Source organism: Aquicella siphonis (assembly GCF_902459485.1).
GTDB lineage: Bacteria > Pseudomonadota > Gammaproteobacteria > DSM-16500 > DSM-16500 > Aquicella > Aquicella siphonis.
In genome coordinates, this window is sequence record NZ_LR699119.1 from 432325 (window position 1) to 450760 (window position 18436).

The 18436-nt window shown below is 48.8% G+C and carries 14 protein-coding genes and 1 tRNA gene; 13 read left to right on the top strand and 2 right to left on the bottom strand.

All coding sequences use genetic code 11. The annotated features are described in order from the left end of the window. Positions 1 to 96 precede the first annotated feature (96 nt). A complete protein-coding gene (locus AQULUS_RS02040) occupies positions 97 to 300 on the top strand; it encodes a DUF2065 domain-containing protein (protein ID WP_197737275.1) in 204 nt (67 codons plus the stop codon). Positions 301 to 366: 66 nt separating this feature from the next. Next, positions 367 to 1698, top strand: a complete 1332-nt coding sequence (locus AQULUS_RS02045) for an adenylosuccinate synthase (RefSeq protein WP_148338154.1) — start codon at positions 367 to 369, stop codon at positions 1696 to 1698. Here AQULUS_RS02045 and AQULUS_RS02050 read toward each other — a convergent pair. Continuing rightward, positions 1680 to 1763: transfer RNA gene (locus tag AQULUS_RS02050), tRNA-Leu, on the bottom strand. The genes AQULUS_RS02045 and AQULUS_RS02050 overlap by 19 nt on opposite strands. Before the next feature lie 179 nt (positions 1764 to 1942). On the opposite strand from AQULUS_RS02050, the gene AQULUS_RS02055 reads away from it, so the two are divergent. The 10 genes from AQULUS_RS02055 (at position 1943) to AQULUS_RS02100 (ending at position 15802) form a co-directional block, all read left to right on the top strand. Further along, positions 1943 to 3142 (top strand): hypothetical protein, encoded by a 1200-nt coding sequence (locus AQULUS_RS02055; RefSeq protein ID WP_148338156.1) that lies wholly within the window; start codon positions 1943 to 1945, stop codon positions 3140 to 3142. 183 nt (positions 3143 to 3325) lie between these two features. Next, entirely contained in the window at positions 3326 to 5461 is a 2136-nt protein-coding gene (gene recG / locus AQULUS_RS02060) for an ATP-dependent DNA helicase RecG (RefSeq protein WP_148338158.1), read from the top strand. Then, a complete protein-coding gene (locus AQULUS_RS02065; protein WP_148338159.1) occupies positions 5448 to 6533 on the top strand; it encodes a hypothetical protein in 1086 nt (361 codons plus the stop codon). The genes recG and AQULUS_RS02065 overlap by 14 nt, the downstream gene beginning before the upstream one ends. A 157-nt stretch (positions 6534 to 6690) precedes the next feature. Continuing rightward, positions 6691 to 7749 (top strand): Lpg1974 family pore-forming outer membrane protein, encoded by a 1059-nt coding sequence (locus AQULUS_RS02070; protein ID WP_148338161.1) that lies wholly within the window; start codon positions 6691 to 6693, stop codon positions 7747 to 7749. Between the two features lie 179 nt (positions 7750 to 7928). Further along, the gene (locus tag AQULUS_RS02075; protein ID WP_148338163.1) at positions 7929 to 9005 is read left to right on the top strand and encodes an Lpg1974 family pore-forming outer membrane protein; all 1077 of its coding nucleotides are present in this window, start codon (positions 7929 to 7931) and stop codon (positions 9003 to 9005) included. A 174-nt stretch (positions 9006 to 9179) separates the two neighbouring features. After that, entirely contained in the window at positions 9180 to 10247 is a 1068-nt protein-coding gene (locus tag AQULUS_RS02080) for an Lpg1974 family pore-forming outer membrane protein (protein ID WP_148338165.1), read from the top strand. 418 nt (positions 10248 to 10665) lie between these two features. Further along, a complete protein-coding gene (locus tag AQULUS_RS02085) occupies positions 10666 to 11730 on the top strand; it encodes an Lpg1974 family pore-forming outer membrane protein (protein ID WP_172622700.1) in 1065 nt (354 codons plus the stop codon). Positions 11731 to 11913: 183 nt separating this feature from the next. Beyond that, entirely contained in the window at positions 11914 to 12993 is a 1080-nt protein-coding gene (locus AQULUS_RS02090) for an Lpg1974 family pore-forming outer membrane protein (RefSeq protein WP_148338168.1), read from the top strand. A gap of 180 nt (positions 12994 to 13173) precedes the next feature. Further along, positions 13174 to 14238 (top strand): Lpg1974 family pore-forming outer membrane protein, encoded by a 1065-nt coding sequence (locus tag AQULUS_RS02095; RefSeq protein WP_148338170.1) that lies wholly within the window; start codon positions 13174 to 13176, stop codon positions 14236 to 14238. A 172-nt stretch (positions 14239 to 14410) separates the two neighbouring features. Then, positions 14411 to 15802 carry a phenylacetate--CoA ligase family protein gene (locus tag AQULUS_RS02100; RefSeq protein ID WP_148338172.1) on the top strand — a complete coding sequence of 464 codons (1392 nt, stop codon included), beginning with the start codon at positions 14411 to 14413 and terminating at the stop codon, positions 15800 to 15802. Positions 15803 to 15828: 26 nt separating this feature from the next. Here AQULUS_RS02100 and AQULUS_RS02105 read toward each other — a convergent pair whose 3' ends face one another. Beyond that, positions 15829 to 16941: an anhydro-N-acetylmuramic acid kinase gene (locus AQULUS_RS02105; RefSeq protein ID WP_148338174.1), complete on the bottom strand. Its 1113-nt coding sequence runs from the start codon at positions 16939 to 16941 to the stop codon at positions 15829 to 15831. A gap of 105 nt (positions 16942 to 17046) precedes the next feature. On the opposite strand from AQULUS_RS02105, the gene tyrS reads away from it, so the two are divergent. Then, complete coding sequence (tyrS, locus tag AQULUS_RS02110; RefSeq protein ID WP_148338176.1) at positions 17047 to 18246, top strand: tyrosine--tRNA ligase; 1200 nt, start codon at positions 17047 to 17049, stop codon at positions 18244 to 18246. Positions 18247 to 18436 lie beyond the last annotated feature (190 nt).

Below are 18436 nucleotides of genomic sequence, written 5' to 3' on the forward strand. Positions count from 1 at the left end.
GATGGACAGGGTGCTGTGCTGCGGCTGTCAAAGCTGGCGGCCGCGAGACCTGGAGCATTTCGCTTTCCTGTCTTCTGCAAAGAGGAGGATGGTTGTATGATGTGGTTTGTCTTCGTCACTTCGGTAGGATTGTTATTTGTCTTTGAGGGCATCTTGCCCTTTTTGTCGCCTCGCTTCTGGCGCAGGCTGATGCAGCAAATGTTTACACAAAGCGACAGGGCGCTGCGTATCATGGGACTTGCAAGCATGCTCATCGGGCTGGCCCTGGTGACCATTGCCCGGGATTTATACCAGGGTTGACAGGGCGTGTCAGGTTTTTCCAGCTTCCAAATCCAGAATCAGATAATTTTAGAGTGAGAATTCATCATGGGTAAAAGTGTTGTAATCTTGGGTAGTCAATGGGGTGACGAAGGTAAGGGTAAAATCGTTGACATGCTGATGGAGCAAGCTTCTATAGCGGTACGCTTCCAGGGTGGCCATAATGCCGGGCATACACTGGTGATAGACGGCCAGAAAACCATTTTGCGGTTGATACCATCTGGTATCCTCCATACGCATGTGCAGTGTCTGATAGGTAATGGCGTGGTTCTTTCACCGATCGCCCTCCTGGAAGAAATTGAAGAACTGGAACGCCGCGGTGTGCCTGTGACCGAGCGGCTTCGTATCAGCGATGCCTGTGTTCTGATCCTGCCCTACCATGTTGCCCTGGACAGGGCGCGCGAGCAGGCCAAGGGCAAGTCTGCGATTGGCACCACGGGGCGCGGGATTGGCCCTGCATATGAAGACAAAGTGGCCAGGCGGGCACTGCGGTTTGGTGATTTGTTCAATGAAAAACGGCTGCTGGACAAGCTGGAAGAAGTGTTGGCCTACCATAATTTTGTACTGCAGCATTATCATGGGCATGAAACCATAGAGCTGCGGCAATTATTTGATAATCTCCTGCTGATGGTTCCGAAATTAAAACCCATGCGCGCGGATGTCGCTGCTTTGCTCGCCCGTTATCGGGATGAAGGCAAAAATATCATGTTTGAAGGCGCCCAAGGGACATTGCTGGATGTAGATCACGGTACTTATCCCTTTGTGACCTCATCCAATACAGTGGCGGGTGCGGCTAGTGTCGGCAGCGGATATGGCCCCAGGCATTTCAATTATATTCTTGGAATTACCAAGGCTTATACGACTCGTGTCGGTTCCGGGCCGTTTCCTACCGAATTAAAAGATGAAACCGGAAAACAATTGGCAAGCCGGGGAAACGAGTTTGGGTCGGTTACAGGGCGTCCGCGTCGCTGCGGATGGCTGGACATTGCCGCTTTGCGCCGCTCCATTCAACTCAATGGCTTTTCAGGATTATGTGTGACCAAGCTGGATGTGCTGGATGGTTTGCAAACGGTTAAAGTCTGTACCGGATACCGCTTGCATGGCGAAGATTGCCTCTACCCGCCGCTGGAAACGGAATTGTTTGCGGAATGTGAACCGGTTTACGAGGAGCTGCCTGGCTGGACAGAATCGACTGCCAGAATCCGCAGTTTCAGCGAACTGCCAGTGAACGCACAAAAATACCTTTTGCACGTTGAAAAGCTGGCGGGAGTCCCCATTGACATGATTTCAACGGGGGCAGACAGAAAGGATACCATCGTGTTGCGTAACCCGTTTGAGAACGTGGAAATAGATCCATTTATTGCCGAGGAGAGGACTTGAACCTCCACGGGGTTTCCCCCACAGGCATCTGAAACCTGCGTGTCTACCAATTCCACCACCCCGGCAAGAAGGGCGCAAGTAACGCGCCCTTGTAGAGTGCGAACTTTATACTCGCCGATGATTTTTTTCAACCTTCTTGGCAAACTCTTTTGCGGCTACCTTAAGAAAGCCTTAAGCGAGGTATGTTATATCTTTTTGACTGGCGCAGTTGTTTGTAAAAAACAAAGTCTATAAGGAGAAGACCATGTTGCGTAGGATTTTTGGATGGAACCAGGAAGAGAAAAAACCGGATGAAAAGCCGCTGAAACGGGCAATACCGCAGAAAAGAGACAAGCCGCTCTGGATACCGGATGGTAAAGGCGGTTATGTCAAAAGTACAACTTCAACGGCGGCCGCATTAATGTCTCTTGCTGTCACACAACCTCAAGATCCCCTTCCTCAATCATATATAAAGGAATTCGAACCGGATGCAGGCTTGCCTCAGGCAAATACACGGGTCCAGGCTGTACAATCATCTGCTGTGCGCATGGATAGGGATGAGCCAGCGCAGCCCGGGGAGCCGGACCACGGTCAGGTTGTTACTTCGCTGGATGCGCTGGGCGGGTACCAGGAGCAGCTGGTAAAACAAGGCGCTGAACTTCAGGTCACACTGGAAAAATGGAAAAGAGAAAAAGAGAAAATCATCGGTGATGACATGGATTTGCAGCGGTACGCCAGCGTCAAGAAAATCAATGCCAATCACAGTGTGGTGCATGGTATTCGGGCTTTTTTTGAAAACCTGTTTGAAGCACTGAAGGCAGATCTTGAGCCGGCTTCGGATGAGTTGCATGATTTGCTGGAAAAGACTCACGCTGCCGTGCAGTCTTTATGCAATGAGCTTCATGACTTGTCGCAGGCGTTGAAGGATGGAAATAAATCTGCTCATGAGCGCCACAAGATTTGTATAGACATGTGCAATATCAGCATGGAAATCACCGAAGACATGATTAAACTGGTGGATAATATCCAGGCTGAACTCAATCATTGTCTGCGATGGGAAAAAATCTCGGAAAAAGCCGCTGTCCAGTTGATCGCGCTCGCCATTCTGATAGTCACCAAAATCCCGGTGCCCGAGATGGATTTTAATTTCAGCAGCAGTTATCGCAACTTTTTATATAATGAAATCGAGCAGGAAAAAGTTGCTATCGACAGATTTGAAACAGATGTGAAAGGCGCGCTCCGCCGGGCGATGGCGCTTGTTACCGCAGAAGAGCGTGACTGGACGGCGGATAAAAATCAATCACCCGCGGCAACGCCGGTTCTTTCACAAAATACGTCTCTACAGTCCAGCCTGGACGGGTTGTCACGCCTGTTTTCCAGTCCCGCTACTCCCGATCAAACGGTTATTCAAGGCCATGATGATGAATCATCCCGGCTTCTTCCCAGCCTGACGAATAAATGTTGAGTCCTGCCTGCCAGCCGCTTCCTCGCAAAGGGGGAGCGGCGATGTTTCTCTCCTGTGCCGCTGATCCTGGCCTTGCCTGACAAGCGTGTGCGTCCGCGCGGGGGCAGAATTCGCAACTTGAAGCCTGATGCGTATAATAGACCGCAGCAAGCCAGGGTATCAGCGTCAATATAGACTATAGACATGAAGCATGAAGTCCTGGAAGTAATCAGGGAGGTATGTGTTTTGCGTGAAAAAAAAGCGGCTCCTGCTGCCATACCCGTATTCAAGCTGCGCGGCATGGGCAAACAAATCGCCAGGCATCTCGCGCGACTGGAAATTTTTTCCTTGCAAGACCTCTTGCTGCATCTGCCCGCGCGGTATCAGGATCGTACGCACATACAACCCATACGCCAATTGGTTCCGGGAGATGCGGCTGTCATTGAGGGTGTGATAAAAAACGTGATTGCGCCGCCGCGCGGCCGCACGAAACTCATGTGCGAACTGCAAGATGATACCGGGATGATGCGCCTGCGTTTTTTTCATGTATTGCCATTTCAGGCAAGCGTGCTGCGGCCGGGAGCGCGCTTGCGCTGTTATAGTGAAGTGAGAATCGGCCCTCAGGGTTGGGAAATGGTGCATCCCGAATTTCAGGTCATATCCGAGAACAGGCCGCCCCCTGTTGATTCGCATCTCACGCCCATTTATCCAGCGACGGAAGGCCTGAGCCAATATATGCTGAGGAAACTGACGTTGCACGCTCTGCAGACAATGGATCAGGAAACCGTCTTGGATGAAATTCTGCCGGACTCTCTTTTGCAAACGCTGGCTTTTCCCACCCTGAAAGAAGCTTTGTGGTTTGTGCACCGACCGCCGCGTGAAACCCTGGTTTCGGTATTGCAAGACAATAAGACAATACCGCAAAAGCGTCTGGTGTTTGAAGAATTGCTCGCGCACCGTATCAGTTTGCTGCAAATCAAAAAAACATTTCAATCCCGCCAGGGTGTGCCATTATTAAAGCATGAAAAACTCACGTGCTCATTTCTCGCGCAGCTGCCGTTTCAGCTGACCGCGGCTCAGGCGCGTGTGAGCCGTGAAATTCAACAAGACTTGATTCGGGCACATCCCATGTTGAGGCTGGTGCAAGGTGATGTGGGGTCGGGCAAGACAGTGATTGCCGCGCTGGCTATGCTGCAAGCAGTGGAAAGCGGGTTTCAGGCGGCCATGATGGCTCCCACGGAACTGTTGGCGGAACAGCATTACCGGGTGTTCAGGAAGTGGATGGAACCCTTGGGTGTTAATGTGGCATTTCTTTCCGGTCATGTGAAAGCTCGTGCCCGGAATGCGGTGTTGAAATCGGTTAATACGGGTGACGCGCACATTATTCTGGGTACCCATGCTTTATTCCAGGAGGAAGTGGATTTCGCTGCGCTGGCACTGATTGTCGTGGATGAACAGCATCGATTTGGCGTACATCAGCGGGCGCTGTTTCGAAAAAAAGGCATGCAGGCGGAAAATTGTCCCCATCAATTGGTCATGACGGCAACTCCTATACCACGCACGCTGGCAATGAGCTTTTATGCGGATCTGGATTCTTCTGTCATAGATGAATTGCCGCCAGGCAGAACACCGGTTATGACCAGTGTGGTGGCGAGCGGGCGACGGGATGAAGTGGTGGCCCGCATTCGGGAAGCCTGTCAGGAGGGCAGACAGGCTTATTGGGTTTGTCCTTTGATTGAAGAGTCAGAAGTTATCGCCTGTCAGGCGGCAACCAAGACGGCGGATGACCTGAAGTCACTTTTGCCCATGTTGAAAATCGGCCTAATACACGGGCGCATGAATCCTGAGCAAAAAGACAAGGTCATGCGGGCATTCCAACAAGGAGAGATACAATTGCTGGTCGCGACCACGGTTATTGAGGTAGGCGTGGATGTGCCGAATGCGAGTGTGATGATTATTGAAAACGCGGAGCGCCTGGGGCTTTCGCAACTGCATCAATTACGCGGCCGGGTAGGCCGCGGGGCAGCGGCTAGTCATTGTGTGCTGTTTTATCAACAACCCTTATCCGATCTGGCCAGGGAACGTCTGGCGGTCATGCGGGAGACAACGGATGGATTCAGAATAGCCCAGCGTGACCTGGAATTGCGCGGGCCCGGTGAGGTATTGGGGACGCGGCAGACCGGGGATTTGTCGTTCCGCGTCGCGGATTTGATTCGCGATAGTGAGCTGCTGCCGCAAGTTCACCGCGCGGCTGAAATCATGATGTCTGCGCACCAGGATAAAATACCAGCTTTATTGCGACGCTGGTTTGGAGAGAAAAGCGAATATGAGTCTGTCTGAGCACGACAAAATCGTTATGGAAAAAATCCGTGATGCGGTTTCTATACTCCGCGCCTATCACGGCATGCACAAGAAACATAAAAAACTGACAGCGGACCTGCTGGAGCGGTGTCAGCAGGCGCTTGCGCGGATCAGCGAGCAAGCGGAAGGAGAAACATCTGATGATATCCTCAGCCGCCTTTTGCAGACCGTGCGAACTCGGCAGCAGGGAGCGCGGGCGGGCAAGATAGTCAACTTGTTGGCTGCGGTGGCCGATGCGTTGACACAAATCAAATCCATTGTTCATCCTGTTTTTGCGGTTCCCAAGATTAAACTGGCTATGTCGGAAATCAGACCGCATAAAATTGACCGAATCTGTTTTCGCGGCGATGACAGAAGTCCTGCGGAGATTTTCCTAAACGGTTTTACGCCTTATGCACAGGGCGAGGAAGGGATCGTCTCGCCATTTGAATCAGACAGCGATAATGTGGTGGCATTTACCTCGCGATTTGCCGCAGCAACATTTTTTCCTTTCAATTCCCAGAAAATATGGACCAATGTCTATGTATTCAAGGCTCGTCAGGGGTTTGACGTGCATGCTCATGGTTATAGCGTGTTTGCTGAAAGCGGTTTGAATGCCCATGCTGCCGATTTGCTATTCGTGGATGAGCTTATTACAGATTATGTTCCTCCTGAGGATATTATTGCCGCTGCGGGTATCATACGCATGTCTTATGACCCTGATCAGGCAAATACTCCAGAATACCTGAAAAAAATTACTGAAAGAGGATCTGAGGATGATGCGTTTTACCTGGATTTTTACCGGCGGCGCGGCTGGTACAGGATTGCCAGAATCGAAATGAATCATCGCTGCAAGGTGGGTGAGACGGAAAAAAACCAGGTTGCGGCTTTTCTGCAGAATGAAATGAAACTGAACCAGCAAAATGAAATCAGTGCTTCTCGTATCGCGCTGCCAACCTCGGGGTATCAGCGTAATGGATTGTTTTCCGCATCCGTAACTAATAAAAAGGGAATAGGAATGGAGTCGCCTGTAAACGATCAGGCGGAGAAATCCGGTTTCCGCAAATGGTGATGCTGGTCATCATGGAGGCTGGCCGCCTTGCCGGTCTGGCGGCAAGCTGTAGCATTTTCCATGATTCATTCGTTATTGATATTGTGTTCTCATGTTTATTTGGTAGTATATCTTGTGGGAGTTTTATGCATATCAAACTTATAGGGAGTATTAGGTAATGAAGTCTTTTTTTAAAAAAAGTGCAATCAGTTTGTTAGTCGTTGGCATGTCGGGTGCGTCATACGCAGCCATGCCAAGCAATAACGCCATGTGGTCTCCTCACATGACTGGCTGGTTCATTGGTGTAGACGCATTGGATTTGCGTCCGGAAAATGGTGACCTGGATTATGTTACCCTCTTTCCAGCCACATCAAACGGGTCTTTCTATACCCGCGCTATTTCAACCGATCATGACTGGAGCTGGCGTTTATACGGCGGTATCAAGTTCACGGATAACGACGACATCACCCTGAGCTGGCTGAGAATGCGTACCAGTGACAGTGATTCCGTTGCTCCTATTGGTGCCATCAATAATGAAACTTATTCTGTGCCACGCTGGCTGCCCGGTACTTACTGGGAAAATGTTTCAGCGAAAGTCAAGTTTGATCTGGATGAAGCTTATGCGGTATGGGGTCATACGATCAACTTTAACAATCCCTGGAGCGTGCGTTACGCGGCTGGTATCGAGTATGCAAGGTTAAACAGTGACTTTTCCGTTTCTGGCGATGACTTTAACGGCAGCTATGATACGCTTGCTTATAAAGCTAAAAGCCGTCTGAATGGCTGGGGCCCGCGGGCTGAGTTTGATATGACATATCACCTGCCATATGGTTTTGCCCTGTTTGCGAACACCAATGCGGCTTTACTGGTCAGCACACGCAAGCTGTCGCTGGAAGGTTATAGCAGCGATTATGAGTCATATTATTTGCTGAATAGCTATTATTCCAACCGCCATGTTGTGGTGCCAAAACTGGGCATGCGTCTGGGCGCCAGTTATACCTATATGTTTGGCCAGGCCGGCGGGGAAGGTGCTCCTTGCTCTAGTCTGACTATCGATGCTGGCTGGCAGGTTGATTCCTACATCCATGCTATCGAGCGTCCAAACGGCGATTACTCGTCAGTTTCCACTCTTGTCCAGCCTACTTCTGGATATTCAGGAGTCGGTGCGACAAAAACCAGCAACTTTGGCGACCAGGGCTTTTTCCTTGGGCTTAAGTACAGTTCAGACTGGATGTAATCTTTGCAATACAGAATCCCGGCCTGTTCATACAGTCCGGGATTTTTTTGATACGGTTAATTCATGATGGTTTCATGACAAGCGTGAGTTCTGCATAAACAGATTGTGCAATGCTTGGGATTTGTTAATATATCGGTTAGTATAATTGATTACGGAACTTTCACAGGGAGCATAAGGATATGAAATCAATTTTCAAACGTAGCGCAATCGCGGTAGCAGTGTTAAGCATGACTGGCGCATCTTATGCAGCCATGCCAAGCAGCAACACCATGTGGTCTCCTCACATGACTGGCTGGTTCATTGGTGTAGACGCATTGGATTTGCGGCCGGAAAACGGTGACCTGGATTATGTCACTTTATTCCCAAACACCTCAAACGGATCTTTCTTTACCCGTGCCATTTCGCCTTCCTATGATTGGGGCTGGCGTTTATACGGCGGAATCAAATTCACGGATAATGACGACATCACTCTGAGCTGGATGAGATTCCATGCCAGCGACAGCGATTCTGTCGCCCCTATCGGTGCCGTAAACAGTCAATCTTATTCTGTGCCGCGCTGGTTGTTTGGCAATTATTGGGAAAATGTTTCAGCCAAGGTCAAATTTGATCTGGATGAAGCTTATGCGGTATGGGGCCATACCATCAACTTTAATAATCCCTGGAGCGTGCGCTTCGCGGGTGGTCTCGAATATGTAAAACTGAATAGCGATTTCTCGGTGTCAGCTGATGACTTTAATAACAGCAGTTATGACACCCTTAGTTACACAGCTGAAAGCCGTTTGAACGGCTGGGGCCCGCGGGTCGAGTTTGATATGACATACCATTTGCCATACAACTTTGCCTTGTTTGCCAACACCAATGCGGCTTTACTGGTCAGCACACGCAAAATCGAACTGGAAGGCTATAGCAGCAATTATTACAATGGCGGCGGCTATGATTTGTATTCCAGCTACTATTCCAACCGTCACGTTGTGATTCCCAAGCTAGGCATGCGTCTGGGTGCAAGCTACTCTTTCATGTTTGGCCAGGCCGGCGGTGAAGGTGCGCCTTGCTCCAGCCTGACTATCGATGCCGGATGGCAGGTTGAGTCTTACATACATGCCATTGAGCGTCCAAACAGTGATTATGTGTCAAATGGCGTGGGAGGACTGCTTCAATCCAGCTCTGGCTACTCGGGAATTGGCGCAACCAAAACCAGCAACTTTGGCGATCAAGGTTTGTTCCTGGGCATCAAATACAGTTCAGACTGGATGTAATCAAAGCAACACGGAATCCCGGTATGTTCACACATACCGGGATTTTTTTTCTGCGTAAGCCGTTCATGCGAGCCGCTTCATTTTTGTGGAAAGAGAGATGTTGTGGAAGATATATTTTTTGATATGATAACTGTCAGATTTTACTAACGGAAATTTAACAGGGAGCAAACGGAAATGAAGTCAATTTTCAAACGTAGTGTCATTGCGGCGGCAGTGTTAGGCATGTCGGGTGCGTCATACGCAGCCATGCCAAGCAATAACGCCATGTGGTCTCCTCACATGACTGGCTGGTTCATTGGTGTAGACGCATTGGATTTGCGTCCGGAAAATGGTGACCTGGATTATGTTACCCTCTTTCCAGCCACATCAAACGGGTCTTTCTATACCCGCGCTATTTCAACCGATCATGACTGGAGCTGGCGTTTATACGGCGGTATCAAGTTCACGGATAACGACGACATCACCCTAAGCTGGCTGAGAATGCGTACCAGTGACAGTGATTCCGTTGCTCCTATTGGTGCCATCAATAATGAAACTTATTCTGTGCCACGCTGGCTGTTTGGCGCTTACTGGGAAAATGTTTCAGCGAAAGTCAAATTCAATCTGGATGAAGCTTACGCGGTATGGGGTCATACGATCAACTTTAACAATCCCTGGAGTGTGCGTTTCGCGGGCGGTATTGAATATGCGAAACTGAATAGTGACTTCTATGTCACAGGCGATGACTTGAATGGCGTTTATGGCACAGTGTCATACACCGATAAAAGCCGCTTGAATGGCTGGGGCCCGCGGGCTGAGTTTGATATGACATATCACTTGCCATATGGTTTTGCCCTGTTTGCGAACACCAATGCGGCGCTTCTGGTCAGTACACGCAAGGTTTCCCTGGAGTCTTACTATTCTAATCAAAATGAAATGCAGTTTGGTTATTCGGCATATTTCTCTAACCGCCATGTTGTGGTGCCAAAACTGGGTATGCGCCTGGGTGCCAGCTATACCTATATGTTTGGACAAGCGGGCGGGGAAGGTGCGCCTTGCTCATCATTGACAGTTGATGCCGGCTGGCAAGTGGATACTTATATTCATGCCATTGAGCGGCCAGATGGTGGAACAGAAGTGGCTCCGTCAGTGCTTGCGGCTGATTCAACAGCTTACTTCTCCAGTTTCACGTCTACAAAAACCAGCAACTTTGGCGACCAGGGCTTTTTCCTTGGGCTTAAGTACAGTTCAGACTGGCTTTAATATTTTTGTGGTCAAGCCACTCCGGTTCTTGCAAGAGACTGGAGTGGCTTTTTCATTGTTAGAGTTAGATCAGCTTTTTATTCTCAGAAATAATGGCGTGTAAGTGAAGAAAGGCTGATAAAAAGAGTAATTATTTGTCTTTTTCATGCTTAATGATCGAATTAGTGTCTTTTTCTTGCATTTCCCTAGCATGTTATCTTAATAGGATGGCAGATTTATCCTGCCGACTTTAGCTGGTGATTTGTCATGGCTGCTCCATGCTTCCAATTTTTTGGATTCCGTAATCAGCTTAAGCCAGACACAGAAAAGATATGGGTCAGGTTGATATTTATTTTCCATATTGCGGATAGGGTTTGAATTGCTCTATGATGAAAGATCAAGATACAACATCACGGTCAAATACATGGAGCATACGGATATGAAGTCATTCTTTAAACGCAGTGCGGTTAGCATGATAGTCTTGGGTATGGCTGGCGCGTCGTATGCAGCTATGCCAAACAATAACGCTTCCTGGTCGCCATCCTTGTCAGGGGCATTTATAGGAGTTGAAGGCCTGGATCTGCGCCCTCAGAACGGTGATCTGGATTATGTGACAGTATTTCCCAGCACCAGCAACGGGTCTTTTTATACTCATGCCATCAGTCCTTCTTATGACTGGAACTGGCGTGTCTACGGCGGGATCAAGTTTACAGAAAACGACGATCTCACCCTGAGCTGGATGCAGATGCGCACCAGTGACACGGATTCTATCTCAACAAGCGGACTTATTAACGGTGCCGGCTATGCCACTCCCCGCTGGCTATCAACTTATCCCTGGAAAAACGTGAGCGGGAAAGTGACGTTTGACCTGGATGAGGCTTATCTGGTCTGGGGACACACTGTTTACTTTAACAACCCCTGGAGTGTTCGTTTCGCCGGCGGTGTGGAATATGCGAAACTGAACAGCAAGATGACGGTGACAGCGAATCCTTATTACGATACCTCTGATACTTTTGGTTTTTACTCCAAGAGTGACATGAGAGGCTGGGGCCCGCGCGCCGAGTTTGACATGACATATCACCTGCCTTACGGTTTTGCCTTGTTCGCCAATGCCAACGCAGCCTTGCTGGTGAGCACGCGTGATATTTCACTGACTGCGGTGAATGAACTGACAGCAGATGAAGACGGCGGCGGCATTGATTACACCAATCGCCATGTGGTTATTCCCAAGCTGGGTATGAGACTGGGAGCCAGTTATTCCTATGTCTTTGGTCAGGCTGGAGCGGAAGGCGTGCCTTGCAGAACGACCACGCTGACCGTGGATGCCGGCTGGCAGGCGGAATCATATATCCATGCCATTGAAAGGCCGGATTTTGGAACATCATCCGTAGAAACTTCACCTAACCTGGTGCAATCCAGTTCTTCCTCATTCTCTACCAAGACCAGCAACTTCGGAGATCAGGGATTGTTCGTGGGTATCAAGCTCAGCACAGATTGGATGTAACCACTCCCAAGATAACCCGGCTTGCATTCAGCAAGCCGGGTTTTTCATTTTTATTTTCGTATCTGTACGGGATATTCCGAGACTCTTCAGTACATACTTCCGGCGTGATTGCTAATCCTGATTAATTTGATATGATATTGAACTACAAGAAAATTCACGGTCTATTAATAGGGAGCTTAGGACATGAAGTCAATCTTCAAACGCAGTGCAATTGCTGCAGCGGTATTAGGTTTGACAAGTGCATCGTATGCAGCCATGCCAAACAATAATACCATGTGGTCACCTCACATGACTGGCTGGTTCATTGGTGTAGACGCATTGGATTTGCGTCCGGAAAATGGTGATCTGGATTATGTTACCCTCTTTCCAGCCACATCAAACGGGTCTTTCTATACCCGCGCTATTTCAACCGATTATGACTGGAGCTGGCGTTTATACGGCGGTATCAAGTTCACGGATAATGATGACATTACTTTGAGCTGGATGAGAATGCGTACCAGTGACAGTGATTCTGTCGCGCCTACCGGTGCCATCAACAATCAGTCTTATTCTGTGCCGCGCTGGTTGCTGGGCAATTATTGGGAAAATGTTGCAGCCAAAGTCAAATTTGATCTGGATGAAGTCTATGGTGTATGGGGTCATACGATCAACTTTAATAACCCCTGGAGCATTCGTTATGCAGCTGGTATCGAATATGCAAAACTGGATAGTGATTTTTCTGTTTCCGCTTCAGATTACAACAATACCAACCAATCGTTAGGCTATACCGCAGAAAGCCGTCTGCATGGCTGGGGCCCACGTGTCGAATTTGATATGACATATCATTTGCCATATGGTTTTGCCTTATTCGCCAATACAAATGCTGCCTTATTGGTCAGTACGCGCAAAATTGAACTGGAAGGTTTCGATGAATTCAATTATGAAACCGATGTAGGTTACCGTGCGTATTCTTCTTATTATTCCAACCGCCATGTTGTGGTGCCAAAACTGGGTATGCGTCTGGGTGCCAGTTATACCTATATGTTTGGACAAGCGGGCGGGGAAGGTGCGCCTTGCTCATCATTGACAATTGACGCTGGCTGGCAGGTTGAATCCTATATTCACGCCATAGAACGGCCTGAATATGGATACGCCAGCTATGTCCAAGATGGCAGCGACCTGGTACAGCCGAGCAGTTATTCGGGTTTTGCCTCAACCAAGACCAGCAACTTTGGCGACCAGGGCTTGTTTCTGGGAATCAAGTTCAGCTCTGACTGGATGTAACCCTGTTCCTCATGCATTATCCCGCTTCGCTGCATGCGAATCGGGATGACGCATGGCATTTTTTATAATGGTTTTTCCCTATCCCACATGGTGTAACCCATATTACACGGCTTGGTGTATTTGCTCTAAGATAGAAGATCTAGATGTAACATCACGGTCAATAACACGGAGCATACGGATATGAAGTCATTCTTTAAACGCAGTGCGGTTAGCATGATAGTCTTGGGTATGGCTGGCGCGTCGTATGCAGCTATGCCAAACAATAACGCTTCCTGGTCGCCATCCTTGTCAGGGGCATTTATAGGAGTTGAAGGCCTGGATCTGCGCCCTCAGAACGGTGATCTGGATTATGTGACAGTATTTCCCAGCACCAGCAACGGGTCTTTTTATACTCATGCCATCAGTCCTTCTTATGACTGGAACTGGCGTGTCTACGGCGGGATCAAGTTTACAGAAAACGACGATCTCACCCTGAGCTGGATGCAGATGCGCACCAGTGACACGGATTCTATCTCAACAAGCGGACTTATTAACGGTGCCGGCTATGCCACTCCCCGCTGGCTATCAACTTATCCCTGGAAAAACGTGAGCGGGAAAGTGACGTTTGACCTGGATGAGGCTTATCTGGTCTGGGGACACACTGTTTACTTTAACAACCCCTGGAGTGTTCGTTTCGCCGGCGGTGTGGAATATGCGAAACTGAACAGCAAGATGACGGTGACAGCGAATCCTTATTACGATACCTCTGATACTTTTGGTTTTTACTCCAAGAGTGACATGAGAGGCTGGGGCCCGCGCGCCGAGTTTGACATGACATATCACCTGCCTTACGGTTTTGCCTTGTTCGCCAATGCCAACGCAGCCTTGCTGGTGAGCACGCGTGATATTTCACTGACTGCGGTGAATGAACTGACAGCAGATGAATACAATGGCGGCATTGATTACACCAATCGCCATGTGGTTATTCCCAAGCTGGGCATGAGACTGGGAGCTAGTTATTCCTATGTCTTTGGTCAGGCTGGAGCGGAAGGCGTGCCTTGCAGAACGACCACGCTGACCGTGGATGCCGGCTGGCAGGCGGAGTCATACATCCATGCCATTGAACGGCCAGAAAGCAGTGAATCCGCTTCTGTGGCTGAAGCCGCGCTTGTGCAATCCAGTTCTTCCTCGTTCTCTACCAAGACCAGCAACTTCGGAGACCAGGGATTGTTCGTGGGTATCAAGCTCAGCACAGACTGGATGTAATCTGCAAATCAATGATAATCCCGGCCTGTTGATTAACACGCCGGGATTCACTTCATCGATCCTGCCCTTGGCATTCGTACAACTTCTTTAATCAAACATGTATTCTTTGATACTATCTTAATTCCCATTTACACATTACTCTGGAACCCAGGTTACACAGGATGGTTTACCCATGAATAACGAGCTTGCAATTTCATTGCCAATCCCTAGTTCCATACCGGGTATTGTCTGGCCAGTCATTCCAACACCAATGGCTGCGCAATTACTTTCACAAATTCATTATTTCAATCTCAGTGAGACTTTTTCCCCGTCAACGCTGTTGACCCTGCAGTTTACGCAATTAGTTGAAGTAATTAATTTTGCGCGTAAAACAGTACCGTATTATCGCAGCAAATTTTCTCATTTGCCTGTTATAACGAACGGGGAACAGCTGCGCGAGATTTGGGATGAAATACCAATGCTAAGCCGGCTGGATTTGCAACAGGCAAAAGACGCAATTTTTAGTGAATCGCCGCTCCCTTCTCATGAGCCTTCAGAATTAATGACATCTACCGGCTCTACCGGCATGCCTGTCACCGTGAAAGGAAATGTGGCGACTCAGTTCTTTTGGAATGCAACGACTCTCCGTGATCATCTCTGGCATAAGCATGATTTCAACAAAACCTATGCCGTGATTCGTTTCACGGAAAATCCGGCGGCCAAGCCTCCGCACGGAGCAGTTTTTGAAAACTGGGGGCCGGCGACTTACCGGGTAGTACCTACGGGCAAATGCCATCATTTGACCATTTGCACAACGGAAGAAGAAGTGCGATGGCTGCGTGATATCAATCCGCATTACCTGAACTGCAACCCTTCTACGCTGCGTGAAATCACGCAATACTTTGCCGCGCACGGAGGCGTGCCGGATCATTTGACCATGGTGCACACAAACAGTGAAATCGTTGAACCGGATTTGCGAAGAATGGTTAAGGAGGTGATGGGAGTGCAGCTTGTCGATACCTATTCGACCAAAGAGCTGGGCTATCTTGCGCTGCAGTGTCCCGAACAAGAGCATTATCATGTGCAATCTGAAAATGTTCTGGTTGAAATTATCAATGAGCAAGGCAAGTTGTGTGAAATCGATGAGCCTGGCAGGGTAGTTGCCACCGCGCTGCATAATTTTGCCTCGCCTCTAATCCGGTACTTCGTGGGTGATTATGCTTCTCCTGGTGAACCATGTTCATGCGGCAGGAATCTGCCTGTTATTAAGCGCATTTTGGGCAGGCAGCGGAATATGTTGAAACTTCCCGATGGGCGTCGTATCTGGCCCAGTTTTACCAGTAACGGGCTGCGCTTAATGGATATGTTTTCGGGCGCTCAATTCCAGGTGATACAAAAAAGCCTGAGCGAGATCCATATTAATCTTGCGCATATCTCACCCTTTAGCGCAAAAGAAGAAGAAAACCTGCGCGCGCAGCTGAGTATTGTGTTTGATTACCCTTTCCGTTTCATATTTAACTATCTGGAGAAAATCGAGCGCGGCCCCGGAGGGAAGTATGAAGACTTTAAATGTGAAGTGGCGTAATGCGGACGATCTGCTTTGCTGAAAGGTTAAGAACCATAATAAATTCCGCCTAGAATGACTGCTTTGCTGGCGCCGGTTGCGCCTGGCAGGTTGCCCGTTTTCCGGTTGATGGTTTGCCGCGCCAGCCAGGCGAATGCGGTCGCCTCTATCCAGTCGGGATCCAGTCCATATTTTATTGTTGTATCGACAATAAAACGCGGCGCTGCGAGATCACGTAACCGCGACATCAGGAAAGCATTATGTGTGCCGCCGCCGCAAACGAGAATTTCACCGCCTGATAATTGCTGTTGTACGGATTCAATGATGCTGCGAGCTGTTAATTCTACCAGCGTTGTCTGCACATCCGCGGCGGGAATGTTTTTTGCAAACGGGCGCAATTGGCTGTTCAGCCACTCAAGATGAAACTGTTCGCGTCCAGTGCTTTTGGGAGGCGGCAGCTGGAAAAAATCATGTTTAAGCAAACTTGCGAGCAATTCCGTGTGCAGTGTTCCCTGTGCTCCCCAGGCTCCGTTAGTATCATGATTTTGATTGTGATGAAGATGAATCCAGGCGTCCATTAACACATTTCCAGGTCCCGTGTCGAAGCCGATAACATCAGGATGATTTCGTTTCAGTATGGTCGCATTTGCAATGCCGCCTATATTCACAATGGCGCGATGGACAGCCGCAGACGCGAAAACATGCTGATGAAACGCGGGAACCAGCGGAGCGCCTTGCCCGCCATGGGCGATGTCCTTGCGACGAAAATCAGCCACGGTCGTGATTCCGGTTTCTGCCGCAATGGTGTTGGGATCTCCGATCTGGAGAGTGAACCGGAATGGCGGGTGTGGATGATGGCGCACGGTTTGTCCGTGACTTCCTATGGCTTTAATCGACTGTGGGCGGATGGAGTTTTTGTTAAGCAAATGATTGACCGCTGAAGCAAACTCCTTGCCCAATAAAACATCCAATTCACCTAAACGATGGATTTCATTTTCTCCCCGATGGCATAGGGCAAGAATTTTATTTTTCAATTCCTGTGCATAGGGAGTGTAATAAGTAGCTTCGACTGCCGGAACAGGCCGGCTGAAATCCACTAACGCGGCATCGATGCCATCGGCGCTCGTGCCAGACATTAATCCGATATATAAATCTTTCATAGGACTCTCTGAAGTTGCGTTGTAAAAATACCCTCTCGCATCAGGCTTCTATTGTGCCATAATTTGCCCCTTGATTCAGAACATTTAGCGAAAGCGGAGTGCGAGATGACATTGATTGAAGAAGCATTATCCATTATCCGGCGCGGCACGGAAGAAATTCTGATTGAGGATGAGCTGATTGCCAAATTAAAAGAAGGGCGCCCGCTGCGTGTCAAGGCTGGTTTTGATCCTACCGCTCCGGATCTGCATCTGGGGCATACTGTTTTGTTAAACAAGATGAGGCAGTTGCAAGAGCTGGGTCATGAAATCCAATTCCTGATCGGTGATTTCACCGGCATGATAGGCGATCCTTCCGGGAAAAACGAAACCCGGCCGCCTTTGACGCGGGAACAAGTGCAGGAAAATGCCCTGACATACCAAAAGCAAGTATTCAAGGTCTTGCATCCCGAGAAAACCAGCATTTTGTTCAATTCCCAGTGGGGAGACAAATTGTCTGCCGTGGATTTGATCCGGCTCGCATCAACCCATACTGTCGCGAGAATGCTGGAAAGGGATGATTTCCACAAGCGTTTTACCTCAGAGCAGCCTATTGCCATCCATGAATTTCTTTACCCGCTGCTTCAGGGGTATGATTCGGTTGCGATGCGGGCGGACATTGAGCTGGGCGGTACGGATCAGAAGTTCAACTTGCTCATGGGCAGGGAATTGCAAAAACATTTTGGGCAGAAGCCTCAGATAATTATTACACTGCCGTTGCTTCCGGGTCTGGACGGGATCAAAAAAATGTCCAAGTCGCTGGGAAATTATATTGGAATTGACGAGTCAGCCGATCAGATTTTTGGCAAGGTCATGTCAATCTCGGATGAAACCATGTGGTTATGGTTTGAATTGGTCAGCTTCAAGTCGATTGAGGAAATTAAAAATCTGCGTGATCAGGTCAACAATGGCATGAATCCCCGAGATGTGAAGTTTTTACTGGGTGAGGAGCTGGCGGCACGGTTTCATCAACCTGAGGCAGCCAGGTTGGCGCGTGAAAACTTTATTGCGCAGTTCCAAAAGGGACAGATGCCGGAAGATATGCCGGAAGTGCAGGTGTCGTCAGGCGATGCGGGCATGTCAATTGCACATATTATCAAGGCGGCGGGATTGTCAGACAGTACTTCTGAAGCCAATCGCTTGCTGCAGCAGGGCGCGGTGCGGGTAGATGGCGAGCGCATATCGGATAAAAATTTGCATATCAAAGAAAAAAAGACAATTATTTTACAAGTAGGTAAACGTCGTTTTGCTAAAGTGACGTTAATGTAAAAAAAGATGAAAAAAGTGTGTTTTTGATGTTGACACATGAGCGGGAACGGGTAGAATGCGCCCTCTCAAGCGGTAAAAGTTCTTTAACAAGTTGAAAGAGTGATATATGTGCGCGCTTACCTGAGCAATTCAGTGCGAAGGAGAATTTGCGACTATGGATGAGAGTCTATAGGAGCATACGAGTTTTAAA